At 64.0% G+C, this 25836-nt stretch carries 27 protein-coding genes; 9 read left to right on the top strand and 18 right to left on the bottom strand.

Translation table 11 applies throughout. The features are described 5' to 3' along the window. The first annotated feature begins 23 nt into the window (after positions 1 to 23). Positions 24 to 959, top strand: a complete 936-nt coding sequence (locus NZK81_RS10255; RefSeq protein ID WP_260046037.1) for a DMT family transporter — start codon at positions 24 to 26, stop codon at positions 957 to 959. Here NZK81_RS10255 and NZK81_RS10250 read toward each other — a convergent pair. The 3 genes from NZK81_RS10250 to NZK81_RS10240 form a co-directional block, all read right to left on the bottom strand. Next, positions 936 to 2210, bottom strand: coding sequence for a Zn-dependent hydrolase (locus NZK81_RS10250; RefSeq protein WP_260046036.1), 1275 nt, complete (start codon positions 2208 to 2210; stop codon positions 936 to 938). The genes NZK81_RS10255 and NZK81_RS10250 overlap by 24 nt on opposite strands. 198 nt (positions 2211 to 2408) lie before the next feature. Then, positions 2409 to 3221, bottom strand: a complete 813-nt coding sequence (locus NZK81_RS10245) for a TauD/TfdA dioxygenase family protein (RefSeq protein ID WP_260046035.1) — start codon at positions 3219 to 3221, stop codon at positions 2409 to 2411. A gap of 130 nt (positions 3222 to 3351) precedes the next feature. Continuing rightward, positions 3352 to 4023 (bottom strand): TetR/AcrR family transcriptional regulator, encoded by a 672-nt coding sequence (locus tag NZK81_RS10240; RefSeq protein WP_260046034.1) that lies wholly within the window; start codon positions 4021 to 4023, stop codon positions 3352 to 3354. A 155-nt stretch (positions 4024 to 4178) separates the two neighbouring features. On the opposite strand from NZK81_RS10240, the gene NZK81_RS10235 reads away from it, so the two are divergent. Continuing rightward, positions 4179 to 5546, top strand: coding sequence for an aromatic ring-hydroxylating oxygenase subunit alpha (locus NZK81_RS10235; protein WP_260046033.1), 1368 nt, complete (start codon positions 4179 to 4181; stop codon positions 5544 to 5546). A 46-nt stretch (positions 5547 to 5592) separates the two neighbouring features. Beyond that, a complete protein-coding gene (locus NZK81_RS10230) occupies positions 5593 to 6051 on the top strand; it encodes a hypothetical protein (RefSeq protein ID WP_260046032.1) in 459 nt (152 codons plus the stop codon). A 93-nt stretch (positions 6052 to 6144) separates the two neighbouring features. Here NZK81_RS10230 and NZK81_RS10225 read toward each other — a convergent pair whose 3' ends face one another. Further along, on the bottom strand, positions 6145 to 7413 hold the full coding sequence (locus tag NZK81_RS10225; protein WP_260046031.1) for an amidohydrolase family protein: 1269 nt from the start codon (positions 7411 to 7413) through the stop codon (positions 6145 to 6147). A gap of 184 nt (positions 7414 to 7597) precedes the next feature. Next, positions 7598 to 8536, bottom strand: a complete 939-nt coding sequence (locus tag NZK81_RS10220; RefSeq protein ID WP_260046030.1) for a LysR family transcriptional regulator — start codon at positions 8534 to 8536, stop codon at positions 7598 to 7600. Between the two features lie 147 nt (positions 8537 to 8683). Here NZK81_RS10220 and NZK81_RS10215 point away from each other — a divergent pair, with 147 nt between their 5' ends. The 5 genes from NZK81_RS10215 (at position 8684) to NZK81_RS10195 (ending at position 12440) form a co-directional block, all read left to right on the top strand. Then, positions 8684 to 9907 carry a CaiB/BaiF CoA transferase family protein gene (locus tag NZK81_RS10215; protein WP_260046029.1) on the top strand — a complete coding sequence of 408 codons (1224 nt, stop codon included), beginning with the start codon at positions 8684 to 8686 and terminating at the stop codon, positions 9905 to 9907. Then, complete coding sequence (locus tag NZK81_RS10210; protein ID WP_260046028.1) at positions 9904 to 10671, top strand: enoyl-CoA hydratase/isomerase family protein; 768 nt, start codon at positions 9904 to 9906, stop codon at positions 10669 to 10671. The genes NZK81_RS10215 and NZK81_RS10210 overlap by 4 nt, the downstream gene beginning before the upstream one ends. 4 nt (positions 10672 to 10675) lie before the next feature. Further along, a complete protein-coding gene (locus tag NZK81_RS10205; protein ID WP_260046172.1) occupies positions 10676 to 11266 on the top strand; it encodes an LLM class flavin-dependent oxidoreductase in 591 nt (196 codons plus the stop codon). Positions 11267 to 11272: 6 nt separating this feature from the next. Beyond that, the gene (locus tag NZK81_RS10200) at positions 11273 to 11401 is read left to right on the top strand and encodes a hypothetical protein (RefSeq protein WP_260046027.1); all 129 of its coding nucleotides are present in this window, start codon (positions 11273 to 11275) and stop codon (positions 11399 to 11401) included. A 91-nt stretch (positions 11402 to 11492) separates the two neighbouring features. Beyond that, the gene (locus NZK81_RS10195) at positions 11493 to 12440 is read left to right on the top strand and encodes an SDR family NAD(P)-dependent oxidoreductase (RefSeq protein WP_260046026.1); all 948 of its coding nucleotides are present in this window, start codon (positions 11493 to 11495) and stop codon (positions 12438 to 12440) included. 50 nt (positions 12441 to 12490) lie between these two features. Here NZK81_RS10195 and NZK81_RS10190 read toward each other — a convergent pair whose 3' ends face one another. The 8 genes from NZK81_RS10190 to NZK81_RS10155 all read right to left on the bottom strand — a co-directional run bounded on the left by NZK81_RS10190 (position 12491) and on the right by NZK81_RS10155 (position 18436). Next, entirely contained in the window at positions 12491 to 12862 is a 372-nt protein-coding gene (locus NZK81_RS10190) for an SgcJ/EcaC family oxidoreductase (protein WP_260046025.1), read from the bottom strand. 76 nt (positions 12863 to 12938) lie between these two features. Then, positions 12939 to 13697, bottom strand: a complete 759-nt coding sequence (locus NZK81_RS10185; protein ID WP_260046024.1) for an SDR family NAD(P)-dependent oxidoreductase — start codon at positions 13695 to 13697, stop codon at positions 12939 to 12941. An 18-nt stretch (positions 13698 to 13715) separates the two neighbouring features. After that, a complete protein-coding gene (locus NZK81_RS10180; protein WP_260046023.1) occupies positions 13716 to 14939 on the bottom strand; it encodes a cytochrome P450 in 1224 nt (407 codons plus the stop codon). Between the two features lie 31 nt (positions 14940 to 14970). Beyond that, positions 14971 to 15339, bottom strand: coding sequence for a transcriptional regulator (locus NZK81_RS10175; RefSeq protein ID WP_260046022.1), 369 nt, complete (start codon positions 15337 to 15339; stop codon positions 14971 to 14973). Continuing rightward, the gene (locus tag NZK81_RS10170; RefSeq protein WP_260046021.1) at positions 15329 to 15943 is read right to left on the bottom strand and encodes a hypothetical protein; all 615 of its coding nucleotides are present in this window, start codon (positions 15941 to 15943) and stop codon (positions 15329 to 15331) included. Before NZK81_RS10170 ends, NZK81_RS10175 begins: the two co-directional genes overlap by 11 nt. A gap of 153 nt (positions 15944 to 16096) precedes the next feature. Next, complete coding sequence (locus NZK81_RS10165; RefSeq protein WP_260046020.1) at positions 16097 to 16966, bottom strand: LLM class F420-dependent oxidoreductase; 870 nt, start codon at positions 16964 to 16966, stop codon at positions 16097 to 16099. Positions 16967 to 17014: 48 nt separating this feature from the next. Then, complete coding sequence (locus tag NZK81_RS10160) at positions 17015 to 17938, bottom strand: SDR family NAD(P)-dependent oxidoreductase (protein WP_260046019.1); 924 nt, start codon at positions 17936 to 17938, stop codon at positions 17015 to 17017. A 96-nt stretch (positions 17939 to 18034) separates the two neighbouring features. Beyond that, positions 18035 to 18436: a TonB-dependent receptor plug domain-containing protein gene (locus NZK81_RS10155; RefSeq protein WP_260046018.1), complete on the bottom strand. Its 402-nt coding sequence runs from the start codon at positions 18434 to 18436 to the stop codon at positions 18035 to 18037. A gap of 214 nt (positions 18437 to 18650) precedes the next feature. Here NZK81_RS10155 and NZK81_RS10150 point away from each other — a divergent pair, with 214 nt between their 5' ends. Beyond that, positions 18651 to 19712 carry an AraC family transcriptional regulator gene (locus NZK81_RS10150; protein ID WP_260046017.1) on the top strand — a complete coding sequence of 354 codons (1062 nt, stop codon included), beginning with the start codon at positions 18651 to 18653 and terminating at the stop codon, positions 19710 to 19712. Positions 19713 to 19722: 10 nt separating this feature from the next. Here the strand turns inward: NZK81_RS10150 and NZK81_RS10145 are convergent, their stop codons facing one another. The 5 genes from NZK81_RS10145 to NZK81_RS10125 are packed head-to-tail and all read right to left on the bottom strand — an operon-like array spanning position 19723 to position 25722. Next, the gene (locus NZK81_RS10145) at positions 19723 to 20625 is read right to left on the bottom strand and encodes an endonuclease/exonuclease/phosphatase family protein (RefSeq protein ID WP_260046016.1); all 903 of its coding nucleotides are present in this window, start codon (positions 20623 to 20625) and stop codon (positions 19723 to 19725) included. 49 nt (positions 20626 to 20674) lie between these two features. Further along, positions 20675 to 22027, bottom strand: a complete 1353-nt coding sequence (locus tag NZK81_RS10140) for a lipopolysaccharide biosynthesis protein (RefSeq protein WP_260046015.1) — start codon at positions 22025 to 22027, stop codon at positions 20675 to 20677. Next, a complete protein-coding gene (locus NZK81_RS10135; RefSeq protein WP_260046014.1) occupies positions 22017 to 23690 on the bottom strand; it encodes a glycoside hydrolase family 44 protein in 1674 nt (557 codons plus the stop codon). The genes NZK81_RS10140 and NZK81_RS10135 overlap by 11 nt, the downstream gene beginning before the upstream one ends. Beyond that, positions 23687 to 24973 carry a hypothetical protein gene (locus NZK81_RS10130; RefSeq protein WP_260046013.1) on the bottom strand — a complete coding sequence of 429 codons (1287 nt, stop codon included), beginning with the start codon at positions 24971 to 24973 and terminating at the stop codon, positions 23687 to 23689. Before NZK81_RS10130 ends, NZK81_RS10135 begins: the two co-directional genes overlap by 4 nt. Next, complete coding sequence (locus tag NZK81_RS10125; RefSeq protein ID WP_260046012.1) at positions 24970 to 25722, bottom strand: polysaccharide biosynthesis/export family protein; 753 nt, start codon at positions 25720 to 25722, stop codon at positions 24970 to 24972. Before NZK81_RS10125 ends, NZK81_RS10130 begins: the two co-directional genes overlap by 4 nt. Between the last annotated feature and the right edge of the window lie 114 nt (positions 25723 to 25836).

Genomic DNA, 25836 nt, shown 5'->3' with positions numbered 1-25836 from the left:
TCGAGATAAATGGAGTCAGCCCCATGTCCCGCGCTCTCGATACCGCCCTCGCCGCCATGGCCCCTGCCGTCTGGGGCAGTACGTTTCTGGTGACCACGCAGTTCCTGCCGCAAGGCTATCCACTGACGGCAGCGATGCTGCGCGCGCTGCCTGCCGGGCTGCTGCTGCTGGCGATCACCCGCCGCCTGCCCTCGCCCGGATGGTGGCTGAAGATCTTCGTGCTGGGCGCGGTGAACTTCACGCTCTTCTGGTGGCTGCTATTCGTGGCGGCGTACCGGCTGCCAGGCGGGGTCGCCGCGACCGTGGGCGCGATCCAGCCACTCATCGTGCTGTTCCTTGCCAAGGTTCTGCTGGACCAGAGGATCACGCCGATGGCGGTCGCGGCCGGTTTCGGCGGGCTCGCCGGTGTCAGCCTGCTGGTGCTGACGCCGCAGGCAAGCTTCGATCCGTGGGGCATTGCCGCGGCTGCCGGCGGCGCGGTGTCGATGGCGCTGGGCGGCGTGCTGACGCGGCGCTGGCAGCCCCCAGTGCCCGCGCTTACCTTCGCGGCCTGGCAGCTGACGGCGGGCGGCGTGCTGCTTGTTCCCGTCGCCATGCTGGCCGAGCCGGCGCTGCCGCCGCTCAGCACCGCCAACCTGCTCGGTTTCGCCTATCTCTGCCTGATAGGCGCGGCGCTTACCTACATTCTGTGGTTTCGCGGGATCGCCCGGCTCGGCCCGGCAGCGCTGGCGCCGCTCGGTTTCCTGAGCCCGGCCACAGCCGTACTGCTTGGCTGGGTCGTGCTGGGCGAACGGTTGGATGCGGTCCAGACGGCGGGTTTCCTGCTGGTCGTGCTCAGCGTCTGGATAGGCCAGCGCGCCCAGCGCCGGGCCGCCGAACCGGAACCCAATGCCGGAAACGCCCTCACACGGCTTGTCCCGGCTTTGCCGGTCCGGTCAGTCGCCGGACGCCTCCGCTGAGAGACTGGGCACGGCCCCTTCCCCGCAAGCCAGCTCCATCACGCATTCCAGCAGAAGCTGCGCGCCGCGCTCGCAATCTGACCAGTGCGTCCATTCGTCCGGCGCGTGGCTGATCCCGCCAACGCTGGGCACGAAGAACATCGCGGCATTCACATGCCCGCAGAAGAACTGCACGTCGTGCCCCGCGCCCGAGGGCATGATCTTGTAGCTATAGCCCAGTTCCCTGGTCTTGGCCTCGATGAGGTCCATCAGGCCCTGGTTGCAGTGCGCCGGGGCAAGCCAGCTCATCTCTTCATATTCGAACTTGAGTTTCTGGCGCCGGGCGATGGAGGACAGCACGCGCCGGCACGAGTTGGAAAGCACGCGCATCACCTCCTCGTCGAGATCGCGCCCGACGATAGTGAAATCGACTTCCCCCGGCACGGTGTGGGGAAAGCCCGGCTTGCACGTGACCGTGCCGATGGTGATCCGGCTCCTCTCGGTTCCCTCTTCCTCGATGATGCGCGGGATTTCGTGGGCGAAATCGACCATGCCCATCAGCGCATCGGCGCGCATGTCCATCGGTGCGGTGCCGGCATGGTCCGCCTTGCCGATCAGCCGGCAGTTCCACTTGAACACGCCCGAGATGCCCTCGACGATGCCGATGGTGGTCTTTTCCGCATCGAGCACCGGCCCCTGCTCCACGTGCAGTTCCAGAAAGGCCCGGATCGTTTCGGGACGGCGAAAGGCGTGGAGCGCCTTGTGATAATCGAGCCCGGCCGCCGCCATGGCCTCGGTCAGGCGGTTGCCGCGTTCGTCGGCCGCCCGTTCCAGCCAGTCGAGCGTCAGATGCCCGGTCAGCGCCTGCGCGCCGAGCATCCCGCCAAAGCGGCCTTCCTCCTCGGCCGTGGCGATCACTTCGATCGGATAGTCCGGGACGATCCCGTTTTCCTGCATGGTGCGCACGACTTCGAGCCCGGCGACCACGCCGAGCACGCCGTCGAACATGCCGCCCGCCGGCACGGAATCGATATGCGATGCAATCACCACCGCCGGTTTGTCGGCCGGACCGAAGCGGCCGATGACGTTACCGGCCCCGTCGATCCCGTGCGTCATGCCCAGCGTTTCGAACTGCTCTCGCAGCCAGGCACGCGCGGCCATGTCGGCCTCGCTGAAACCCTGGCGGTACACGCCCCTGTCTTCTTCATTGAAACCAAACTGCGAAACGGCAGTGATATCGCGTTCTATCCGTTCAATATTGACCGAGGGCACGAACTCTCCTGAGGTTGCTTTGGGCAAGCATAGCCCCGGCAGGTTCGGTTGGACAAGAAGCGGGGCGCGATGAAAGACCTGCGCAGGCGCGCCAGCCACACGGCGCAGCCCGCGCCAATACCCGCTGCCGCGCCGGTGATAGGCGCAACTTTCGTCGTCATGTTTCCTGCTCCCCGCTCAATCGCCGTCACCTTCACTTCAGGCGAAGGCTTCCTCACCCAGAAGGGTCGTGCGGTGCATCACCCGGCCGCTGTCGAGCGGATAGGGCCTTGCGCGGTGGAGCACGCCGGTATTGTCCCAGATCAGCAGGTCGCCCGGCTTCCATTGATGCCAGTAGGTGAATTGCGGCTGCGTCACCCAGTCGAGCAATTCTGCCAGCAGGGCATCGCTTTCCTTCCGGTCCATACCGACCACATGCGAGGCATGGCAGCCGATCACCAGCGACTTGCGGCCGGACTTGTGAGGCCAGACCAGGCTGTGGGTCTTGTCGGGAATGCTGCGCCAGTAGGCGACGTTTTCCGCTGTCGGAGACACGTCCGCGCGGCTCATCGATGTCGCGAAGCTGTGCACGACTTTGAGCCCTTCCAGCCGCGCCTTCATCTCGGGCGAGAGCGCTTCATAGGCGGCATAGGAATTGGCGAAACCCGTCTGCCCGCCTTCCTTGGAAAGAACGCGCCCGGTCAGCAGCGAGGCGAACACCGGCACATCGTCATGCGTGCCATCCATGTGCCAGAGCCACGAGCCCTTGAGGTATTCGGCCTTGGCATTGATCCCGCCGTCGAGCGTGACCTTGAAAATGCCCTTCTCCCCCTCCGAACGCAGATTGCCCATCATGTCGGCAAGCTGCACCTGCTGTTCGTCGGTGAGGTTCAGTTCGGGAAAGACGAGCACGCCGCGTTCGACCAGCAGTTTGCGCAATTGCGCCGCCGTTTCGGGTTGCAGCACATTCTCGGGGCTTCCGATGATCTTCGATCCGATCGCCGGTGTCAGATCGACTGCTTCTATTGCCATGTGATCCCTCTCCCTTCCGCAGGCAACGCGCCCATGCACCTGCCGCGAATTATTAGTCCATTTGGCCTATTTTTAGATCTACATCCGCCAACCTGTCAAGCGACAGGCACAGGTCGTCCGGCTGAGGAGATTACCAGTGGGCGCGCCCGGCGATCAGGGTGCCCACCATGCCATCGACCCAGGCTTCGCGCTCTGCCTGCGTCACCTGTTCATCGCGCAAGATGGCGAAGCCATACCAGCCGCGCAGCAGCAGGATGAAGCACTCGGCCGGAACCTCCGGGCGACGACAGGCAATGCCGTCCGCCTGCGCGCAGTGGCGAATGAAATCGGTGATCTGCTCGATGCCGACGCGGGTGCTCTCTATTGCCGCGCGCGCCACTTCGGGAAACTGGTTGGCCGCGCCGTAAACGAGGCGATTGACCTCGAGATAGTCCCCCTCGAGGCTGTAAGACAGGGCGCGGTTGGCATAGGCCTTCAGCCCTGCCCCCAGATCGGGCGCATCCTGCGAGCCGAGCGAAGTTGCCGCGGCCATGCGCGCAATCTGCTGCGTCATGATTGCCTGGAACAGCGCTTCCTTGGTTTCGTAGCGGGCCTGCAGCGTCGTGCGCGCGACATTGGCCGCCTTGGCAATGCTGCGCATTGATGCACCGCCATAGCCCTCACGGATGAACTCGCCCAATGCCGCCGCCAGCAACTGGTTTTCGATCTCCGCCGAATCCTCGCTGGTCGGCCGTCCGCGTGAACGCGACGAAGGCGCGGAAGCCCTTACCTTTCGCCGTACTGCTTGCCCTGTTCCCGTCATAGCATTCCACTAGCAAATTCCTGCCGGCTTTCGAAAGCGGCTGCGGCCCCGCCGCCCGAAAATTGGCTTGCGAATAAATAGTCCATGTGGAAGTTTAAATAAACCGATGTCGGAACGAGTCCGCGAAAACGGACCACGAACGGGAGAGAGCAGGCATGCAACGCGACAAACCAGGCCGCCTGGTCGACGAAGGCCCGCGGATCGCGCAAATCGATTTCACCGGCTACCGCATGCGCGTCCCCACGGACCGATACTACAGCCCCGAATTCGCCGAACGCGAGCGCGACCGCCTGTGGCTGCGGACATGGCAGATCGTCGGCCGCTGCGACGACATTCCCGAAACCGGCGACTGGCTGGAATACAAGCTGTTCGACCAGTCGTGGATCGTGGTGCGCGGCCGCGATGACAAGATCCGCGGCTTCGTCAATGCCTGCCGCCACCGCGGCAATGCCTTCTGCGAGGGCAAGGGCCATGCGGCGCGCTTCACCTGCCCCTATCACAACTGGTCCTACGGCCTCGACGGCAAGCTGCTCGCCGTGGCCCGGCCCGATTTCGACGGCACGCTGGAGGAATTCGTCGGCGCCAAGGAGGAACTCGGCCTGATCGAGGTGCCGGTAGAGACCTTCGCGTGCTTCATCTTCCTCAACCCGGACCGCGATGCCCCGCCCCTGTCCGAATTTCTGGGCGAAGCGGTGGAACTTCTGGGGCCTTACCGGATCGAGGAGATGATCCCCTACGGCTTCAACGTGCGCGAGGAGATCGCCTGCAACTGGAAAGTCGTGCTCGACGCCTTTCAGGAAGGCTATCACATCCAGGGCGTCCACCCTGAGCTGGTCGCGGCCATGGACGAATCCCAGGAACGCTACGTCTTTTGCGGCGATCACAGCGTCGCAACGGCCCCCTTCGGCTCCTCGAATCTCGGCGACAGCAGCCTGGAAGAACAAGTCGCGGCGATCCACGGCCTGCCCGCCACGTTCCCCGCAGTGGCCGATTCCCTACCGCGTTTCGACAAACTGCTCGCAAACTATCGTGACGCTGACGGCAAGCTGCCCGCCTCGGGCGAAGTGCCGTTGCGCACGCTGCTGCAACAGGCGATGCGCCAAAGCTGGGAAGCCAAGGGCCTCGATGTGGGCGGGCTGACCGACAACCAGCTCAGCGACAACCACTTCTGGATCCTGTTCCCCAACTTCTTCCTGACCATCCATGCCGGCGAAGGCACGCTGATCATGGCCTTCCCGCACGAGGACGGCGATCCCAACCGCTGTTATTGGCACGTCCAGAACCTGCAGTGGTTCCCGCCCGAGGAACGCGCGACAAACCGGACGCCGCTGAGGCAGGTGCCCGAGGGCGAGCACTACCCCTACTTCCTCGCGCTGGAGCAGGACTACGAGCAGATGCAGCACCAGCAGCGCGGCCTGCGCAACAAGGCCCAGCCGTTCCTGACGCTGACACGGCAGGAAGTGCGCCTCGCCCACTATCATGCCGCGCTTTCCAGCTGGGTCGAACCCGAAAGCCCCCACTGATCCGCGCTGCCACGATCAACAAGACAATTCAGGGAGAAGACCCGCGATGGAAATCATCACCGCCACGGCCACGACGAACGAAAAAGGCCCGCTGACAAAACTCGTCGAGGCATACAGCGAAGCAGTCGGGCAACTCGCAGCACAAGGCATTTCCTCTCCCAGCGACTGGGAACCGCTGTCCGAGTACATCGCCACCGACGAGTTCAAGCGCGTCGGCGCCTATCTGGAGGAGCTGGACTGGGATCAGTACTGCCGTTTCATGACCGACTGGGTCGGCGGCGGCACCCGCTTCGAAATGGACATGTTCCGCATCACCGAGGCCGGCCGCGTCGTCGTGCAGGAGATCGAGGAACGTCACTATCGCGGCGATGAATTCATCCGCAAGAACGTGATCGCGCTCTACGTCTTCAACGAACAGAAGAAGATCGTGCACCTCGACATCTACGAACAGGCCAGGGATTCCGGCCGCTGGATTCAGGAAGCCGCCAGCGCGGCCATGGCCTGAACGGGAAAGTCGTTGTGTGCCTCAGGCAGCGCAAGCGACCAACCGATGACCGCCCTGTGAGCGGCCATCGGCGTCTGTCCTGTCAGTGACGGGTCACAACCCCAGGTTATACAACCGGGACGGATTGTCCTGCAGGATTTTTTTGCGAACCTCGAAGGGCTGGTCACCCAGCGCCTCCACGATGTGCGACTGCACATCGGGGTAGAGCGACGTGGGATGCGGAAAATCGGTTTCGAACAGGATGTTGTCGGCGCCAATGATGTCGATCTGGGTCTTGGGACCCAGCTTCTCGAACCAGAACGTGGTCCAGAAGTTTGAGCGGAAATACTCCCAAGGCCGCTTGTCGGGCAGGCTGGCCGGGTCGGGTAGCATTTCATCGAACTGGTGTTCGAGCATTTCGAGCGCGAAGGGCACCCAACCCATGCCCGCCTCGATCAGCCCGATCTTGAGCTTGGGGAAACGGTCGAGCAGGCCGGAAACCATCCAGTTGCCCAGCGTCGCCGCGCAGGCGAGCGAGTGCATGATCGGCTGGATCGTCAGGCGCTTCTGAAACGTAAAGCCGTCCCAGATCACCGTGCCCGGATCGATCGCGGCATTGATGTGGAAATTGATCGACATGCCGGTTTCGTTGCACATCTCGAGCACGTCGGCCCAGTGATCGGTCATGTAGCCCGGAATGCCGAACATCTCCGGCTTGTCAGGCAGGACGAAGCCCTTGAGCCCGCAGTCGATGCAGCGGCGCGCCTCGGCGTTCATCGCCGCCTTGTCCCAATAGGGCAGGTGCGCCATGTTGAAGATGCGCTGGCCGGATTCCTCCTGATACTCCATCGAGGCGTCGTTGAAGATCCGCAGGATGTCGACCGCCAGTTCGTTGTCTCCCAGCGACATGAGCATGCCCGGCTGCGTCACGCCCGAATTCTGGAAGCAGATGTGCGCCCAGACGCCCATGTCGTCCATGATCTGCAGGCGCGGCTTGACCTGATAGGCGCCGGGAATGGATTCCTCGATCGTCGGGAAAGCCAGTTTGCCCAGCAGCTTGTTATAGTCCTTTCGGATCACGTTGCCGCCGGTCGAACCGCAATTGCGCTCACCGATGTACCAGCGATCGACACCGTCGGTATCGCGGCGCAGGTAGGGCACCTTGTCCTTGTACTTCGCCGGTGCACGCGAGGTAAAAAGGTCGGGCGCCTCGGTGAAATGGGTGTCGCAATCGACGATCTTGATCCCTTCCAGCAGCGGATCGAGACCGCCGTTCTGGGTGGAATAATCGACTTCGCGGATCGTGCCGCCGGGGGTGTAGCCTTCCGCAGCCCAGTACTTGCGGGCGGTTTCGGCAAGCTCCTTGTCATCGACGTCGGCCATGTTTTTGCTCCTCTCTCCAATAGCAGACGGGCACTTCCAGCCTGGCCGGCGCCCGGCACCCATTCTGGCTAACGCGCAGGCAGGCGGAGAGCCAATGCAAATAGGAGAAAATGCTATAGAGGAAACGAATATGATGGCCCGCTAACGGCTTGGCTGCGCATATTCAGCGCCGGGCAGGAAGCGCTCAGAAAAGAAGCTGCACGTGCGACGGGTTTCTCTCGGCCAGTTCGACGATCTCGGCCTTGATCATCTCCTTCACCCGCTCCAGCGCCCGCGGATATTGTCCGCCGGGATAGGTGCCCAGAACCATATGGCGGGACAGGCGATGGCCTGAGATCGGCGCATAAGTCAGCGCACCGCGTTCCGCCTCGTGCGAAACGGCCGAATGGGGAAAGACCGAATAGCCGATCCCCGCCTCGACATAGGATTTCGTAAGCTGAAAGGAATCCGCATAGGCCGGGAAGTTACACTTGCCATCCGTCAAACCCGACAGGATTTCGACGAGCGCGCGGATCGGCGGCGGATGGTTGGGCGGGCTCGGTAGCACCAGGGGAAGCTGCGCCAGATCCTCCACGCTCACCGGATTGTCGATGGAAAGGCCCGCGTCGGCCGAACCGGCCAGAACCAGTTCCTCGACGAACAGATCCTCGATCTCGCAGCGCCATTTGGTGTCGGTCGGCGGCGCGTTGAGCAGGGCGATATCGATCTCGCCGCGCTCCAGCGACTTGAGCATCTGCCCGGCCGATCCCTCGACGATGTGCACCGCCATGTTGGGAAAGGCGCTCGCGCGCCGCGCCAGCGGACTGGCCAGGGCATCGATGGCGCTCGACGGCATGCCGAACACGACACTGCCCCCGATCTGGCTGGAGTGCGACTTGATCTCGTCCAGCGCCATTTCGAGCTGGCGCAGCGGCCCCAGAATGCGCGTGCGCAGTTCCAGGCCGTCACGGCTGAGCACCATGCCGTCGCGGCGGCGGGTAAACAGCGAGACGCCCAGTTCCTCTTCCAGCAGCCGGATCTGCCGGCTCAGCGAGGGCTGGCTGAGATTCACCTGCTCGGCCGTGGCGTTGAGCGAGCCGAACTCGGCCACCTGCAGGAAATAGCGCAAACGCCGGATGTCCATCGTCTTCCTCACCCCTATAGAATAAGCGTATATGTGATGGACATTTTTGACATTGTCGATGCCTGCATCCCCCCACTAGGACAGAATCCACACATGCCCCCGGTTCGGGCGGCCTTCGTGCGATACGAACAAGAACGGGAGATCAGGATGACACGGGTGATGAAGGGCATTCGCGTCCTCGAAGTGGCGCAATATACCTTCGTTCCGGCGGCTGGCGCCGTACTGGCGGACTGGGGCGCAGACGTGATCAAGGTGGAGCATCCCGTGCGCGGCGATGCCCAGCGCGGATTCCTGCGCGTGGGGAGCGTGCCCGTCACGCCCGATCGCAATACGGTGATGGAGCACCCCAACCGGGGCAAGCGCAGCGTCGGCATCGACGTGTCGAGCGAAGAAGGGCGCGAGTTGATCTATCGCATCGCGCGCACCGCCGACGTGTTCCTGACCAACTACCTGCCCGACGTGCGCCAGAAGCTGCAGATCGACGTGGAGCATATCCGCGCGATCAATCCGAACATCATCTACGCACGCGGCAGCGCCTTCGGCGACAAGGGGCCCGAACGCCGGCTCGGCGGGTTCGACAGCACCGCGTTCTGGAACCGGGGCGGCATCGGTTTTGCCCTCACGCCCGAGGAACTGCCCGGCGTGATGTCGCAGGGCATTCCGGCTTTCGGCGATACCATCGGAGGAATGAACATCGCCGGCGGCATTACGGCGGCCCTGCTGCACCGCGAACGCACCGGCAAGGCGAGCGAAGTCGACGTTTCGCTGATGAGCACGGCCGCATGGGCCATGGCCTCCAGCTTGTGCCTGACGATGGAAACCGGCGCCCAGATCCGCTCTCCCTACCCCGGTTCGGGCGCGACGCCGGGCAACCCCTTCATGGGCAATTTCCGCACTTCGGACGGCGGGACGATCAACCTGACCATGATCACGCCGGGGCCCTATATCCGCGACACCTTCGAACATCTTGGGCTGGCGGAATACGCCGATGATCCCCGGTTTGCCGAAGTGAAGGACCTGCTCGCCAACTGGGAGGCTGCCGGTGCCCTGGTAAGAGACGCGATCGCCAGCCAGCCCTTTGCTTATTGGCGCCAGCACCTCAAGACACTGAAGGGCCAATGGGCCCCGGCCCAGAGCCAGAAGGACGTCGTCACCGACGATCAAACTCTGGCCAACGACACGATCTTCGAAGTGGAAGGTTCGGGCGGCGAGCCGATCCGGCTGATCCGCAATCCCGTGCAGTTCGACCATGCCCCGGTAGAGACCACCCGTGCTCCGCAGGCCTCCGAGCATACCGAGACGTTCCTGATGGAACTCGGCCTCGAATGGGACGAGATCGAAAGCCTGAAATCCAAGGGCGCGATCGCATGACGCGCCTTTCGGACTATGCGGAGAAGTATCAGGGCATCGCCATGACCCGCGAGGGCGGCGTCCTCGAAATGACGCTCCATACGCGCGGTGGCCCTGCAAAATGGGGCTCCTCGCCGGATTCGCTGCACGGCGAACTGGGCGATGCCTTTCTGGACGTGGCGCGCGATCCGGAAAACAAGGTGATCGTGCTGACCGGCACGGGCGAGAGCTTCATCGACGGCTTCGATCCGTCGCTGTCCTTCCCGGAGCCGGACATGGCCTCGATGTGGCCGCGCATCTACGACGAAGGCAACGCCCTGCTGCAGAACCTTCTCGCCATTCCGATGCCGATGATTGCCGCCGTCAACGGCCCTGCCCTCATCCATGCCGAAATCCCCGTGATGTGCGACATCGTGCTTGCCGCCGAGCATGCCGAGTTCGCCGATCTGGCGCACTTTCCCAACGGCACGGTGCCCGGAGACGGCGTCCATGTGATCTGGCCGATGCTGCTGGGCCCCAACCGGGGGCGCTACTTCCTGCTGACCGGGGAACGGATCGGAGCATCCGAGGCAAACCGGCTCGGCGTGGTCGGCGAAGTCCTGCCCCCGGCAGAGCTTCTCCCGCGCGCCCGCGCCCTCGCCCAAAGCATGGCCGCCATGCCGACGGCGGCGCTGCGCTACACCCGCTCGCTCCTGACACGCGAACTGCGGCGCAGGATGGCGGACGAACTGGCGAGCGGACTGGCGCACGAGGCTCTGGCAACGCTGGTGACCGACAAGGGCTGATCGCCTGGCCGAGACCATCGCCGTGGCCGACATCATCTCGGGCGGGCGCCTCTACACCACGCTCGTGCCCGGCTACGTCGAGGCCGAGTTCGCCATGTTCGGCAAGTCCCTGAAGGACCGGGCGCGGCTGATGGACGAAGGGCTCGAGGTTATTGCCCGGGCGCTTTCCGGCAAGCGCTTCATGTACAGAGAGCGTGAAGTCTTCGTCCGCCCGCTTACCGTCAACCGGCCCCCACGCCTGCTTGTCGGCGGCGGGGTTCCGGCGGCCGCGCGGCGCGCTGCGAAGCATGGATTCGGGTTCTGGGTGCTCCAGCCCGAGATGATGCCCGAAAGCCAGAAGCTCATCGCGCTCTACAAGGAAGAATGCGCCAAGGCCGGCCACGCGCCGGGGCCGATCATGTCGACCCACCCGGCCGATCATGTCGCCCTCGATCCCGATGCGACATGGGAGCAGATCGGCCCCCACATTCTCCATCTGGTGCGCAGCTATGCCTCATGGGCCAGCGACGTCGACACCACGACCTCGCCCTTCTACGGTCTCGACACCGTCGATGCGATCCGCAATGCGGGCATCATCAACGTGATGACGCCGTAGGATGCCGTGGCCTTCGCCAGCAAGACCGACATCTCGCTGACGCCGCTGATCTCCGGCCTACCACCGAAGCTCGGCTGGGAAATGCTCGAACTCTTCGCGTCCGAGGTGCTGCCCCAAATCCGCGCGGCAGGCTGACATAGCGCGCCGCTTGCGAAAGCGGACCAACCGAAGAACAGGCTTCCAGAAAAGGTTTCCGGCCAGTCCGGATCGATCGTGGAGAGGACAGATGAGGAGGATTTCATTCGACGGCCGCGTGGGCATTGTGACGGGTGCCGGCGGCGGCCTTGGCCGAGCCCATGCCCTCGAAATCGCCCTGCGCGGCGGCAAGGTTCTGGTCAACGATCTGGGGGGCGACGTGGCCGGGCGCGGCGGCTCGGCTTCGATGGCAGAGACAGTCGTGGAGGAAATCCGCAAGGCCGGAGGCACGGCGGCGGCGAACCACGATTCGGTTGCATCGACGCAAGGATGTGAAGCGATCGTCGCGCAGGCCATCGCCGAATTCGGCAAAGTCGACGTGCTCGTCAACAATGCGGGGATCATGCGCAACGCGACTCTCGAAAACACCAGCGACGAAGATTGGGACGCGGTTATCGCGACGCACCTGACCGGCAGTTTCAAGCTGACGCGTGCCGTATGGCCGCACATGAAGGCCCAAGGCTACGGGCGGATCGTCTATACCGCATCGAGCGCAGGAATTTTCGGAAATCCCATGGTCGGCGGATATGGCGCCGCCAAGGCCGGCATCGCGGGCCTGATGAACGTCGCCGCGCTGGAAGGCGAAAGCCACGGCATCCTGTGCAATGCGCTGATGCCCCATGCCATCAGCCGCATGGCCATGCAGGCCGCGGCGGACTGGGCCGGCAAGCTCGAAGGCATCGACGAGCCCATGCCCGATGCCTGCGGCAATTCGATGAATCCCGAATTCAACACCCCTCTGGCCATCTATCTGGCGAGCGAGGCGTGCACGGCCACGCACGGACTGTTCTCGCAATGCCTCGGCAGAGCAGCGCGCGTGTTCATCGGCGCGACGCCGGGCTGGCAGGCACAGCGTCAGGCCCCGCCCAGCGTGGAAGACATCGCAGCGCACTGGGACGAGATCTGCGATACCGCCAACGGCTTCGACATCCCGCTAGCCGCGCGTCAGGAACACGAGATCGTGCTGTCGCGGGGGTAGCAGGCCGGAAACGTCGATACGGACAGTCCCGCATCGGCGACCGGCTGGAGTCATCCCATTCCGAGTTCGGCCACCGTCTTGCGGTCATAGTAGTCGCGGAACATCACGATCTTGCCATCGACGACCCGGGTTGCATTCATCACCGGCAGCGGCATGTGCTTGTCTCCGATGATGTGATCATCCAGCCTTTCGCACAGAACCCATTCGCCGTTCAGCGCGATGTTCAGGACATCGACGTCAACGCGGGTCAGATGCTCGAAGCACTTGTCGAGCCAGGCTCGGATCGCCTGCCGCCCGACCATCGGCGCCTTTTCGGGTACGTTGTCGTAGACGCCGTCTTCCGCAAAACAGGCGACCATGCCGGCGGCATCGCGCACCGCCCACATCTTCACGAAATCCCGCACGATCTGTTCGTTGTCCATTGCCTTTCCTCTCCCTTTCCATCCGGGACGCGGCCGGTCCTGTGATGGCTTGCGCGCAGGCCCGCGCGGCGTGCCGCTAACCTGCGATAGTGATCCCGCCATCGACGACGAGGCACTGCCCGTTGACATAGGTCGCCGCCGGCGAGGCCAGGAACACGATGGCCGAGGCGATGTCGTCCGGCTCGCCGATCCTCCCGCATGGCGTGCGTCCCGCCACGTGCTGCAGGAACGCCTCGGGCACGTGGCTCGTACCCTCGGTATGGATCAAACCCGGAAGCACGGCATTGACCCGTACGCCCAGCGGGCCGAGATCGACCGCGGCGGCGCGCGTCACCGCGTTGAGTGCGGCCTTGGCGGAACTGTAGTGGGCATTGCCCGGTCCGCTGGGCCGCAACGATTCCATCGATGAGACATTGACGATCGCGCTGCCCGGCGTCATCCGTCGCGCCGCCTCGGAAATGCAGCGCAGCGGCGCCATCAGGTCGACCGCATAGGTCCGCTCGATGATCTCCCAGTCGACCTCGGGCAGGCGCGGCCCATGCGGATAGATGCCGGCATTGTTGACCAGAATGTCGAGGCGACCGAACGCACCCACGGTCGCCTCGACAAGCTCTTCCGGTCCGCTTGCGCTGGCAATGTCTCCTTCCACGGCAAGAATGCTCGCGCCGGATGCCCGCAAGTCGGCGGCGGCCTGCTGCAAGGCTTCACCGTCCCTGTCGGCCATGGCGACGGCTGCTCCGGCCTCGGCCAGCGCACGGGCCGCTACCCTGCCGATACCCGCCGCAGCCCCGGTTACGATCGCAACGCGACCGTCCAGGCGAAAACGCTCGGTCATGCCTGGTGCTCCTGCGCTTTATGCCGGGGTCAGAGCAAGCGGAAGATAGTCGATGCCGAACGTTCGTCCGGTGTGATAGCGATAGGTTTCGCCGTCACGAATGCGGATGTCGCGAAAGCGCGAGAGGAACTCCTCGACCACCATGCGCAATTCGCGCTTGGCAAGGTGGATGCCCAGGCAATTGTGGGTCCCCGTGCCGAACGCGATGTGCCGGGACTTGCGCTCGATATCGACCTCGTGCGGATTGGCGAAGACGGACGGATCACGATCCGCCAGCGAGAGCGGCAGATTCACTTCCTCGCCCTTCTTCATCTCGATACCGTGAAACGTGCAATCCTTCGCCACTTCGCGGTGCGTGACCACGACCGAGAAGGCCCGGCAGAATTCCTCGACGGCATTCGGGATCAGCTCCGGGTTTTCGCGCAGCCGCTGCTGCAGTTCCGGATGGGTCGCGAGATGGCGCATCGTCCAGCCCAGCGTGGAATAGACAGTGTCGAGACCGCCTACGTAGAGCACGTAGAACATGCCCATCAGTTCCAGGTGCGTCAGCGGACGTCCCTCGTACTGCCCGTTGACCATGTCGCGCAGGAAGTCGTTGCTGGGCGAGACCTTCTGCTTTTCCTTGTGGGCCTTGAGGTATTCGTAGACCGACCTTGCCGCTTTCATGCGCTCCATCGGATCGGGCGCACGCATCAGCTTTTCTTCCCAGCCGATGAAGTCATCCACCTTCTCGCGCGGCATCCCCATCAGGTCGAGGAAGATGTACGACGGAAACGGAATGGCGAACTTCCCGATGAACTCGCAGCCGCCATCATTCTCGAACCTGGAGATCAGATCGACGCAGGCGGCCCGCACGGCGGCCTCGACGCCCTTGATCGCCTTGGGCGTAAAGTGCGGGTTGAGAATGCGGCGGTAGCCATGGTGCGCGGGCGGATCGATCTCGATCGGGTTCAGGCGTATGTTCTCGCCTACCAGGTCCGCGATCATCCCGGTGCGTTCGGCGCCGAAGCGCTCGTAGTCCATGAAGACCTCGGAAACGAAGTCGTATCGCGTGACCACCCATCCAGGCCGGCCATAGCTGGCGTCGGTCGACCATATTACCGGCGGCCCGTCGTGAAGGCGGCAAATGGCCTGGAAGGGATCGCCGCCCTCCATGGTAAAGGCATCGAAGCGGTGGTCCCATACGAGTTCCGGCGGAACGTGGGCCGGCACTTTTGCAGCCAGATCGACAGTATCGGACATGTTGCTCGTTCCCCCTCCCCAACAGTGCTGTTCAGGTCGTTCGTGGCCTGAGCGTCACGCTGCCGGTTGCCGCCCGGGCCCCCTGCCTCAGCGCCTGTTCGAGTTCGCCGAGGTATTCGACGAAGCGTTCGCGCCCCAGCGGCGTGACACGGCACGTCGTCAGCGGACGGCGGTTGGTCAGGTCCTTGTGAATCGAAATGAAGCCCGCCTCTTCGAGCACGGCCAAGTGCCGGTTAAGATTGCCATCGGTAAGGCCGCACATCCGCTTGAGCTGCGCGAAGGCGAGGCCCTCGGGCTGTCCCGCCAGCGAGGTCACGATACCCAGGCGCGCCCGTTCGTGAAAAATCCTGTCGAGGCCGTTGAAGGCAAACGGTGCCTCTTCCCTGGAATCACCCGCCATGAGGGATACGCTCCTTGTCCGAAATAACCCATGCGATCGCGAGGTGACCGACGACGATCGGCCCACCGGCCATAAGCGGCGTCAGGCTGCCGTGATGACCGGCCAGGAACAGGCCGACCGCGCCCGAAAGCAGGCACCATGCCGCCGGCCAGATGATGTTGCGCGGCAACGAGGAATAGCTCGCGAACGCCACGAAACCGATCATCATCTGCCAGAACCCCGGCAGGATCCAGGTGACCTGCGGCGCATACGTAAGCACGGCGCCCCCGACCGCGGCCGAGACGGCGAAGGCTGGCAGGACCAGACGCATCGCCGAGAACAACATCGGGCTGGCCATTCCATCGTTCTCGCGCAGCGTGTGCACGATCGCCTCTATGGCGATGGCAGCGCATCCTCCGGCCAGCAACAGCCCCCAGGTGATCGCGATCTGCCAGTCGCTGGCGGCAAAACGCCCCGGCCAGACAATCTGCATGACCACAACGAGCAACGAAAGCAGGCCAATCATCCCCACCGCTTCAGGCGCATAGCCGCGAAAGCGCGTGCTCGCTGCCAGTTGCGCGCGTATATCCGCTATCTGCGCAATCGCCTGTTGAACGTCAGACATCGCATCAACCTCCACTTTGTTATGCAAAGTAAGTAAGTATACCAGAACGTCAAGTGCTTTCGCGAGACCAATGCTACGCGCACCTGCGAGCCGAGAGCCGCCTGCGACGAACCGTCGGGCCCCGCAGCAAGCCATGTCAGGCGCGCGGCGACGTCAGAGCAGCCCGGCTTCCGCCGCCTTGTCGGCGCAGGCTTCGAAATATGCGATGTGCTCATCGCCCGTCGCGAAACCCAGTCCCATCGAATTGATGGTCGCATGCGTGCCTCCTGCATCGCGCCAACGCTGCGCGGTCTCGATCGCCTGATCGGCCGTCTTCGCGCGCAGCATCTGACACTGCTTGCCGAATCCAGCGGCATCGCGCCCGGCCTCCCGCAGATAGCCATCCAGCTTCCCAAGCTGCTCGAAGGCATCCGCCGCACCGTCGGCGAAGATGAAGCCGTCACCGATCTGCGCCGCACGGTGCAGCGCGACATCGGCGAAGCCACCCATCCAGATCGGGATTCTACGCTCCGGGCGCGGCACCAGCGCTGCCCGGTCGATCGTGTCGAACGCGCCCTCGAAGCTGACCAGTTCCTCGCTCCACAGGCGCCTCAGCAGCATGACCTGCTCTGCCATGCGCCTGCCCCGCTTCGAGAAATCCTGGCCCAGCGCCTCGTACTCGACATAGTTCCAGCCAATGCCCACGCCAAGGCGAAGCCGTCCACCGGAGAGCAGATCGACATCGGCGGCCTGCCGCGCAACCAGTGCGGTCTGGCGCTGGGGCAGGATCAGGATACCGGTAACCAGCTCTATGCGCAGCGTGATGCCGGCGAGATAGCCGAACATCACGAAGGGATCGTGGAAAGGGTCCTTCTCGGTATAGGGGCCCCACAACCTGGGTTCGCGGTCGTGAGAGGCACCCAGGACGTGATCGTAGGCAACGAAATGATCGAAACCGAGTTCCTCGGCCGCCAGCCCGATCGCGCGCACGGCGGCCGGATCGCCGCCAAGCCCGTTCTGCGGATAGATGATGCCCAGTTTCACGCTCGCTCTCCCTCTCGCGATCCGGAATGCCCGGCCACTCCGGTTGTCCTAGCCCTGTCGTGCCATTTCGAAGCTTCTGGCCATGTGCTCGCCGAAGCCGTTTTCGACCGGATGGAAGGTCCAGCAATCGCTGTCATCGCGGATCGCGTCGATCTGGTCCGCAACCGTGTCCATGGTCCATTCCGGCCTGTATACCCCCCTGGTCTCGGTAATGAAGGCCCGGGCGATGCGGCCCGCCATCGAGACATACATCTCGCCCGAGACGCTGCAGCTTTCATGCGCCAGCCAGCCGACAACCGGCGCGACGAGATCCGGCCCCATGGGCGGGTACTGCGAGATGTCGAGCCCTTCGGCCATGCGCGTCACCGCTCCGGGCAGGATCATGTTCGACTTCACGCCAAATTCCCTGCCCTCGATCGCAACGATGTTGTTGAGGCCGATCATGCCCGACTTGGACATCGCGTAGTTGACCACGCCGGGCATCGAATAGAGACCGCCGATCGACCCGGTCAGCACCACGCGCCCGTAGCCATCCTTTACCATCCGCTCGAAGGCGGGGCGCACGACGTGGAAGGCGCCCAGCAAGTGCACGTCGAGCACGGCGCGAAAATCCTCGTAGCTCGTCTCGGCAAGGTTGGCGAAGCGGTTGTTTCCCGCATTGTGGATCAGCACGTCGATCCGGCCGAAGACATCGAGCGCGGCCTCGATGATGGCCTTGCCCCCTTCGGGCGTGGCGACACTGTCGGTGCTGGCAACGGCCTCTGCACCCATGTCGCGAAGCACCCCGGCCACTTCCCCGGCCGGCCCCGCATCGCCTCCGGAACCGGAAAGCGCGCTGCCGTTGTCGTTGACGACGACTTTCGCCCCCAGCGAGGCAACCAGTTCGGCATAGGCCCGGCCCAGCCCCCGCGCACCTCCGGTCACGACGACCACGCGATCGTCGAAGCGGCGTTCGGAAGGACTGCGGTTCATTGTGTTCTCCATATTCCTCTTCCCGCGGCAACCTTTCGCTGCGGCAACGCATAGTCAGCTACAGCAATCGCAGGCTTCGGGCTTGACCTATCCGGACTAACTGCGCCCCCTCAAGCCTTGCTGAACCATCCGGGCCAATAGGGCTTGATACTCCAGGTGCGCGGATCGGTCTCGTCGTGCAGGGATGCCGAACGTCGCGTAAGCCTGGGCCTTGACCGAGTTGAACCGGCCATAGCTGACCTTGCCCTGCCCGCTGGTCTCCGAGCTCGGCTCCGCGGTCGTGACGATAATCGCGCCGCCGGTCGTGTTGCGACCGAACAGCGTGCCCTGCGGCCCCTTCAGGACCTGGATATTCCGCACGGTGAGCAGGTCGAAGTCCGAAAGACAGGTGTTCGCCTGGAAGAACCCGTCGACGTAGATGCCCACGTTGGGGCCGCCACCCGATGTCGTGATGGCCGTGCCCACGCCGCGGATGGTGGGCTGCACGGCCTGCACCATGATCGCCGCGCTTTGGCCAACCTTCTAGCACGCAATTCGGTCGCGTTGACTAACTAGGTATATAGGTCCCCTATCAAAGGGATCCTGCCTCAGAATTGCAGATGTGACTTGACCAATGTGGACAAACTGAACGGCCAGTGGAACAATCCGCCCGGCCGATACACGCCTTCCTTCGAGACGGTTCGGCAGATGAAGCCAAGGACCGGAGTCGTTCGTGTTGCATGCTGAAGCCGAGGGCGAGTTCGAAAGGCTCAATGCACCACTGCTGCGTCACTTCGCATCGCTGGTAAACGAACTGGGCGGTGACCTGCCTGATCTTCTGCGAAGAGCCGATATCGACGAGGACACCTTTGCCGACGGTTCGGGAAGCCTGACTTATCGTCAGGCCATCCGCCTGCTGGAAATCGCCGCCGAAGCGCTCGCTTGCCCCGACCTGGGGATGCGCCTTGCTTTCCGTCAGCGTGGCGGGCGCATGTTTGGCCCGCTGGGACAGGTGATGCGCAACTCGCGCACCTTCGGCGAGGCGTTGAAGTTCGCCTGCGATCACAGCAATGCCCACAGCCGCGCGGCCCGCCTGTGGTTGCAGCAGGTTACCGACGAAGGCCATGTCTTCGCCGGGCACGAACTGCTGCTGGGCAACATCGCGAACCGGGCGCAGGCCATGGAACAGATCCTGCTGATCGGCCATCTGGAAGCCATGGAGATGACCGGGGGCTATGCCCGGGCCCGAAGAATCCATTTCCGTCATGAACCGGTCGCGCCGCGGGAGACCTATCGGCGACAGTTCGGATGCGAGGTATGCTTCGGCGAGCCTGTCGACGGCATGGTCTTCTCTGCCGAAGACCTTGCCAGCCCGATCCTGCAGCAGAGCCACCGCATTCATCAGGAGATGGTGGCCTTCATCGAACGGAACTTTCCGCACCAGCGCCTGCCCTTCCACGCGGAAGTACGCGGGCTCATCATGCGCAGGCTCGCACAGGGCGACTGTTCGAACAGCGAGGTCGCACGGGCCATGAACATTCACCACCGCACGCTTCGCCGGCGCCTCACGCAGGAAGGCAGCCGGTTCCAGGCCGTGAAGGACGAGGTTCGCCGGGATCTCACACTGTACTACCTCGAACGCACCGCGCTGGACTTTCGAAGCATCTCGGAGAAGCTCGGGTTTGCCGAACAGTCAATTTTCTCGCGAAGCTGCCGGCGCTGGTTCGGGCAATCGCCAAGCAAGCTGCGTCAGGCGCTTTTGGAGCCGGTAGCCCCGGGGCACACCGGAAGTTGAAACGACCGGCTCAGGGGCGAAGGCGCAGCCTGCACAGCACGGCACGATGATCCGAGCCTGCCACCGACAGCCCCCTGCAGCCCAGGCTGTCCCAATGCCCGTCGCTCAGGACATGGTCGATCGGAACCACGGCGGGGAAGAAGAGGTTGGCAGGATAGCTCGGTACATAGCGGTCCAATCGCCGCAAACCGCTTTGCCGCTCCAGTGCCGACAGGGCGAAGCTTCCGGTTGCAAGATTGAAATCGCCTCCGGCGATCGTGGGCAGCCGGTTCCCGGATCTCACCAGATCGACCAGCATGCCCCTGTGGCGTTCCGCCTGCGGCGAGAGCATGCGCGGAAGATGAAGGGTCACCACCCGAAACCGCGCGAACGGCGCCGAGACTTCCGCGGCGAGCAGATCCGGCAGGTCATGCGCATGCAGATCCGGCCGATCGCTGCGCGCCAGCGGCCAGCGGGACACGATGACCAGCGAACACCGCGCGGCGGGGCAGGAAAGGACCCGATGATGCCCGGGCAGCGCTTGTGCCAGAGCCTCGGCCGCTGCACCGTCGGCCTCCTGTATGAAGGCCAGATCGGGGTCGAGTTTCGAGATCATGTCACGCAGGACGAAGGGATGCGGATTGGCGTGATAGGCACTTACCGTCAGGACCCTGACGGTGTCCGTCGCTCCGTCTTGTCGAGGGCTTGCGCGCAGCACGCCGCTGCCGAGCTGGATCAGTGCCAGCGCGGCCCCGATCGTCGCCACCGTCACGGCCGTCCACTGTCGCCGAGCGAAGCCATGGAGTGCTATCAGCGCGAGCAGGATTGCCGTCGGACCCAGGAACGCATTGAGCGTGTCGGCCCAGGCCCACCAGCGCCCACCCTGCCCGATCAAGGGGATCGCCGTCAGGGCCACGGCCGGCAGGAGCTGCAACTGCCTCGGGAAGCGTGGGCGTCGCGTGGCGGCAGCAGAAGCCTCCACGTCATGCACGACGCGATTGCAGCGACCTGACCAGGGCGACGACCGGCACGAAACCGAAATAGCGCACTCCCAGCCGCACCGCACCGAATGCCGTGACGGCCGCGATCAGAATGGACGCAACGGCCGCGCCTTCGGCCGACATCGTCCAGGCCAGCCCCGCAAGCGCCGGCAGGTATAGGACGATGGCCAGATTGTTGATCCGCTGCATGGTGCGCTCATGTCCCGACATGCCGAGCAATTCCGGCGAGCCGGCGGCAAGCATCAGCACGAATTGCCCGACAAGAAGGATGCGCATGGTGGTGGTCGCGGCGACGAACCCTTCACCGAAAAGCCCGAGGAAGACCGGTGCACCGATCCACAGCACGACAAGCGGCCCGAGGCCGAGCGCGAGAACCAGACCTACCGATCCTGCTGCGGTGGCACGCAGCCCCTCGATGTCCCCGCGCGCGGACTGGTCCGCAAAGCGCGGCGAAGCCATTGCCGCGATCGCGACCACCAGCAGGTTGAGGATCAGGGCCAGACGCCATGCCATGGCATATTCGCCGACGGCAGCCTGCGTGGACAGGACGCCGAGCACAAGGGCGGGCATGGCCGCATTGAGCAGTTGCACGATCTCCGTGGTGAACAGTGACCAGCCCAGCGTCATCAGGTTCGCGGTCGGCATCCCGCTCTCCGCTTCGGCGGAACGCGCAGGGAGGAACCACAGCAACAAACCGAAGGACACCAGCGCCGCAACGGACGTGGCGCCGAACAGGAGCAGCATGATGCCGTTCAGGTCGAGCGACAGAGGCAAGGCGCAAAGGCAGAAAAGCGCCGGCCACAACCAGGAATAGATCATCTGGCTGAGTGCGATGCGGTGCAGCCCGGCCAGCGCCCCGCCGGCAGCCGCGCTCAGGCAAAGCGGTACTATCGTCGCGGCACCGAGCACCAGCGGCCAGACAAGCGCGGGGTTATCGAAAACCCGGTCCGCGATCGTTCCCGAAAGCGCCGCCATGAGGCAGGCAACCAGGGCGGAAAGGCATGCGACCCGCGCCATCCCGTTGCGGATTGTGCGGCGCGCCCGTGCTGGCTCGTCACGGGCAAGCGCGCGCGCGACCTCGCGGGTCATCGCCCGGTCCACGCCCAGACGTCCGGCGCCCGCAACCAGAGTGATCACGCTGAACACGATGTAGAAGGCACCTGCAGCGACGAGCCCCAGCTTGCCGGCCACGATCAGGTGGAAGCCATAGCGGCTGGGAATGTCTATGGCCCTCGACCCGAGCGCCCCCACGGCCGATTGCCACATCGGACGCCGGCCCGTCCGCGCCGCGGTGTCGGCATCCTTGCCGATCGAGGCCGAGTTGTCAGTTGCCACTATCGACGATCACGTAAAGAGCGATGCTCTGGACCGGCAATTCGTCGCGCAAGGTACCATTCGACAACGTGATGCTGTTCTGACTGCGCTGGCCTTGCACGAGGCGATAAACCGTCACGTTCCGCGCTCCGGCCGATACGAGGCCGGAAAGGCGCACGTCCACCGGGGCGGGATCGTCGAGCGACTTGTTCACCAGCAGAAGCGTCACCGCCTTGTCGGTAGATCGACGTGCCGCGAATGCCGCGAGCCGATCCGGGTCCGGTCCATCAACAGCCAGCGACAGGTCGCCGAAGGCCCCGTCCTGCCCGTCGTAATTGCGGATCAGCCGCATGGCCTCGTAGACGGGCGAACCTTTGCCCGGCGCCGTCCAGCGGTTCGCGAGATCGAGACCTTCCCTGCCGAAGATGCCCCAGATATCGGCCTGGGCAGTCGCCCCGTTCATGCTGTCATCCCCGCCCCAGTTGTATTCGGTAATGGCGATTGGCGTTCCCGCGGCATAGTAGGTGTCCACCCAGCCGCGAAGACGCGGGATCAGCGCCACTTCGGTGTCGATCCAGCTCCTGGCCTTGTATCCCGTGTCCCACAGCAGGCGGGTGGACTCGTTGCGCCGCAGCTGAACGTCGCGCGGACCGCCATCGGTCCTCGGATACTCGCCGCCCTGGGGATAGAAGTGGACACTCACGACATCGACCGGGTGCCCGGCGGCGCGCCACTGCGCAAGCAGGTAGGGCAGATAGTCCACCCCGCCTGTCTGCTTCGTCCGGTCCAGTTCGTCCGCAGGCTGGTTTTCCGACTTTGCCTGCTGGTCAAAGCCGCTGTCGAAATAGCCGAGCCACCCCCATTCCTCGGGGGCCACGACACGCGCCGAGGGATCGGCTCCATGAATGGCGTTCGCCACGGCAACGACCTTTTGCGCCACTTCAGCGGCATGAGCCCCCACCGGATGCACGGCCCGATGCGTGAGGTGCCACAGGCTCGGCTCGTTATCGACGACGTAGTAGACAACCCCGCCGCTGTCGGCGCGCCCCCAGCGCTGGACAATATCCTGCACCCGGGCGCCGGTTTCGGCGCTTATGTCAACCGAAAGCGCCGCATCGTTCGGATCGTTCCCGCGCAGGAAGCTGCCGTCGGGCTTCACGCCATTGCCCGCATCGGGGAAATAGGCGGTGTCGGCGTCCTGCTGTGGGCCGTACTTGGCGATCGAAAAGGCAGCCAGCTTCGTTCGGCCCGGCCCGAGCTTTGCGGCCCAGCCGATCGCGGGAATGGTTATCATCGCCGCCGCCCCTCCGCGCCGCGCGATGTCGACGAAACCGTTGTGGAACTGGTCGAATATGTCCGCCGTGACGGGAAGGCTCTCGAAGAAGAAATCGGACCCGGCGTTGCGGGCATCGATGCGCCAGTTGTAGAGGCTGGCACTGTTGCCTCCCGAACGGCTGAGCGGAATGTTGAGATCCCTGAGCGTTTCCTCCGTCCCGAAGCTCACACCATATATCGCCGGTGAAATCGCATGCGTCGGCGTGCTGGCATCGACGTCTATTCTCAGCAGGTCGGCAGCGGGCGGCGGCACGCCTGTCCCGCCCTCTCCGGAAGGTCCGCAAGCCATCGTCGCGAAGCAGGCCATGATGCCGAAAAGCCGGCGGACCACTTCGCGCGGCGCCTTCAAGGAACCTGCTCTTCGGTCGCGCCGCGCTGCCGCAGGGACAGCCAGCAATAGCTGAAGGTGGCCATGATCACCGCAATTTCCCCGGGTTGCAGCGTCATGGTCGCGTATAATGGCGAGATAATCAACGTGAACAGCACGTAATCCTGGAGGCCGGCCAAAAACGGGGAATCGAGTTCGCGCCTCACGCGGACCGCGAGCCAGAGCGTCGTCACCAGCAGGCTGACCATCATCATCGCTCCCAGCACGCCGTATTCGAAGATGATCCCCAGCCACGAAATGTCCGCCAGAAAGAAGAAGTGGTTGAAATACCGTGACAGGCCAGCGCTATCGAGCGGGGTGATAGTCCCTACCCCGAAGAACCAGCGCAGAGGGCTGTCTCCGAGAAAGGTCATTGCCTTGACCACCGTCGTCCAGCGCAGATCGAAGCCGGATGCCGAACTCGTATCGAATGCGCTGGAGACGTAGGGGATCTGGAGGACGAGGATCGCGCCGATGCCTGCCAGGCAGAAGGCTGCGATTCGGGTCCGCGGGCTGGCGGCGATCAGCGCCACGGTCAGCAGCGTCGCGGCTGTCGCAAGCACGGTGGCGCGCGTCTTGACGACGCCGACGAGCACGGCCAGCGCAAGCACCAGAACGACCGCGGTCGAAAGCTGCGGCCGCATCAGTTGCGAACGGAACGCCGTAAGGATGGCGATCACCCCGAAGTACATCGGCATGCGGATCCGGTTGCCGCGGTCGTCCGCGCTGAGCAGAGGCGCATCGCCGAACTCGTAGCCGGTCGTGTACCACGATTGGGGCGCGAAGGCCCAAAGCGCCAGCAACACGCCGAAGGTCACGATGGCCCAGATCAGGAAAGCGGTCCTGATCTCATCCATGCTCGGCCGCAGCACCAGCAGCAGGCCAAGGAAGGAAAAGGCATAGAGCATGGGCAGGATCTTCACCTGCGCCGTCAGTCCCAGGAAGAAGGTCTGGTCGAAGGTGAATATGGCGATGAAGCTGGGGGCCAGCACCAGCCATATGAACACGCCCAGCCATTGCAGGAGAAACGGCGGGCGACGGGACAGGAGCACCGGCAGGGCAAGCGGAAGCGAGAGGACCGGGAAGGCCTTGGAAAGAGCCCAGAGCGGAGGCAGGTCCTTCATGTAGTGCATGACCTGGCCGAACAGCGGCAACAGCAGTGCCAGCACCATGATCCGACGCACCCGGCCGGTATCCTCGATGCTGGAAACGCCGTTCATGTCTGCATGTCCACTGGCCATGGCGGTCAGCACGATGCCCTTCACGGCGTTACGATAGCCGAGGTCTGGTTGTTGCCGTCGCCCAGATTGACGTTGAAATGCAGCGCGTCGGGAATGATGCCGTTGATGTGCTGGTCAAGCCACAGGTTGACTTCGGCGATCCCCGATTTCGGTACGAACACGATGTCGCCGGCATGCAGGACGATGTTCCCCTGCGGATCGCCTGTCTTGACGAAGCTGCGCACGTTCATCGTGTAAACATTGCCCGGTCCGGAAACCGTGGGCCGGATCACCGCGATCCGCTTGCTCCTGGCCGTGCCGAGCAGCCCCCCGGCACTGATAATGGCCTGGAGCGGGTTGAGCGGGCCGGTCAGTTCGACCTGCCCCGGATTGCGCACTTCTCCGCCGACGAACACGGTGCCGCCGAATTTTTCGACAGCCAGGCTGGGGCGTGCGTTCGCAACCAGCCGGGCCTCGTGCAAGGCCGCGGAAATCGCGCCTTGCGCTTCATCCACCGTAAGGCCGCCAAGTTCCACCTGCCCCGCCATCGGCAGGCTGAAGCGCCCGTCCGGTCCGATAGGGCCCGTCGCATTGAGTTCGGGGTGGAGCGGCAGCGTAATGGCGACCCGGTCACCGGGGCTCAGGCGGTAGGGCGAAGGTTCCCCCGGCTCGGCCCGGACGGACTGGTGCGACAACGCCAGACACAACAGAAGCAGGCAGCCCAGCACCCGGCGAAGCGCGACAAACTGTCCCTTTATGAAACCGTCTCGTTTTTGGCCGCAACGGGTAGGCAATGCCGCTTTCTCCTAGGAATGCTTACCGGTATAGCACGTAATCTAATAGTTAAAGGCCAAGTAATCAAAGCGCACGAAATCGGGACACTTCTCTCTGGCTACTAACGGAACAGA

This window comes from Novosphingobium mangrovisedimenti (assembly GCF_025153475.1).
GTDB classification, from domain to species: Bacteria; Pseudomonadota; Alphaproteobacteria; order Sphingomonadales; family Sphingomonadaceae; genus Novosphingobium; species Novosphingobium mangrovi_A.
This window is presented reverse-complemented; position numbering and strand designations above follow the sequence as displayed.

Bases quoted from the DNA above. Each gene is read 5' to 3' on its own strand.
- NZK81_RS10155 (WP_260046018.1), bottom strand. From the start codon at position 18,436: ATGGTGCAGGCCGTGCAGCCCACCATCCGCGGCGTGGGCACGGCCATC.
- NZK81_RS10170 (WP_260046021.1), bottom strand. From the start codon at position 15,943: ATGTCTGACGTTCAACAGGCGATTGCGCAGATAGCGGATATACGCGCG.
- NZK81_RS10175 (WP_260046022.1), bottom strand. From the start codon at position 15,339: ATGGCGGGTGATTCCAGGGAAGAGGCACCGTTTGCCTTCAACGGCCTC.
- NZK81_RS10220 (WP_260046030.1), bottom strand. From the start codon at position 8,536: ATGGACATCCGGCGTTTGCGCTATTTCCTGCAGGTGGCCGAGTTCGGC.
- NZK81_RS10185 (WP_260046024.1), bottom strand. From the start codon at position 13,697: ATGACCGAGCGTTTTCGCCTGGACGGTCGCGTTGCGATCGTAACCGGG.
- NZK81_RS10210 (WP_260046028.1), top strand. From the start codon at position 9,904: ATGACGCGCCTTTCGGACTATGCGGAGAAGTATCAGGGCATCGCCATG.
- NZK81_RS10190 (WP_260046025.1), bottom strand. From the start codon at position 12,862: ATGGACAACGAACAGATCGTGCGGGATTTCGTGAAGATGTGGGCGGTG.
- NZK81_RS10225 (WP_260046031.1), bottom strand. From the start codon at position 7,413: ATGGCCGACGTCGATGACAAGGAGCTTGCCGAAACCGCCCGCAAGTAC.
- NZK81_RS10215 (WP_260046029.1), top strand. From the start codon at position 8,684: ATGACACGGGTGATGAAGGGCATTCGCGTCCTCGAAGTGGCGCAATAT.
- NZK81_RS10245 (WP_260046035.1), bottom strand. From the start codon at position 3,221: ATGGCAATAGAAGCAGTCGATCTGACACCGGCGATCGGATCGAAGATC.
- NZK81_RS10235 (WP_260046033.1), top strand. From the start codon at position 4,179: ATGCAACGCGACAAACCAGGCCGCCTGGTCGACGAAGGCCCGCGGATC.
- NZK81_RS10255 (WP_260046037.1), top strand. From the start codon at position 24: ATGTCCCGCGCTCTCGATACCGCCCTCGCCGCCATGGCCCCTGCCGTC.
- NZK81_RS10240 (WP_260046034.1), bottom strand. From the start codon at position 4,023: ATGACGGGAACAGGGCAAGCAGTACGGCGAAAGGTAAGGGCTTCCGCG.
- NZK81_RS10230 (WP_260046032.1), top strand. From the start codon at position 5,593: ATGGAAATCATCACCGCCACGGCCACGACGAACGAAAAAGGCCCGCTG.
- NZK81_RS10160 (WP_260046019.1), bottom strand. From the start codon at position 17,938: ATGAACCGCAGTCCTTCCGAACGCCGCTTCGACGATCGCGTGGTCGTC.
- NZK81_RS10195 (WP_260046026.1), top strand. From the start codon at position 11,493: ATGAGGAGGATTTCATTCGACGGCCGCGTGGGCATTGTGACGGGTGCC.
- NZK81_RS10180 (WP_260046023.1), bottom strand. From the start codon at position 14,939: ATGTCCGATACTGTCGATCTGGCTGCAAAAGTGCCGGCCCACGTTCCG.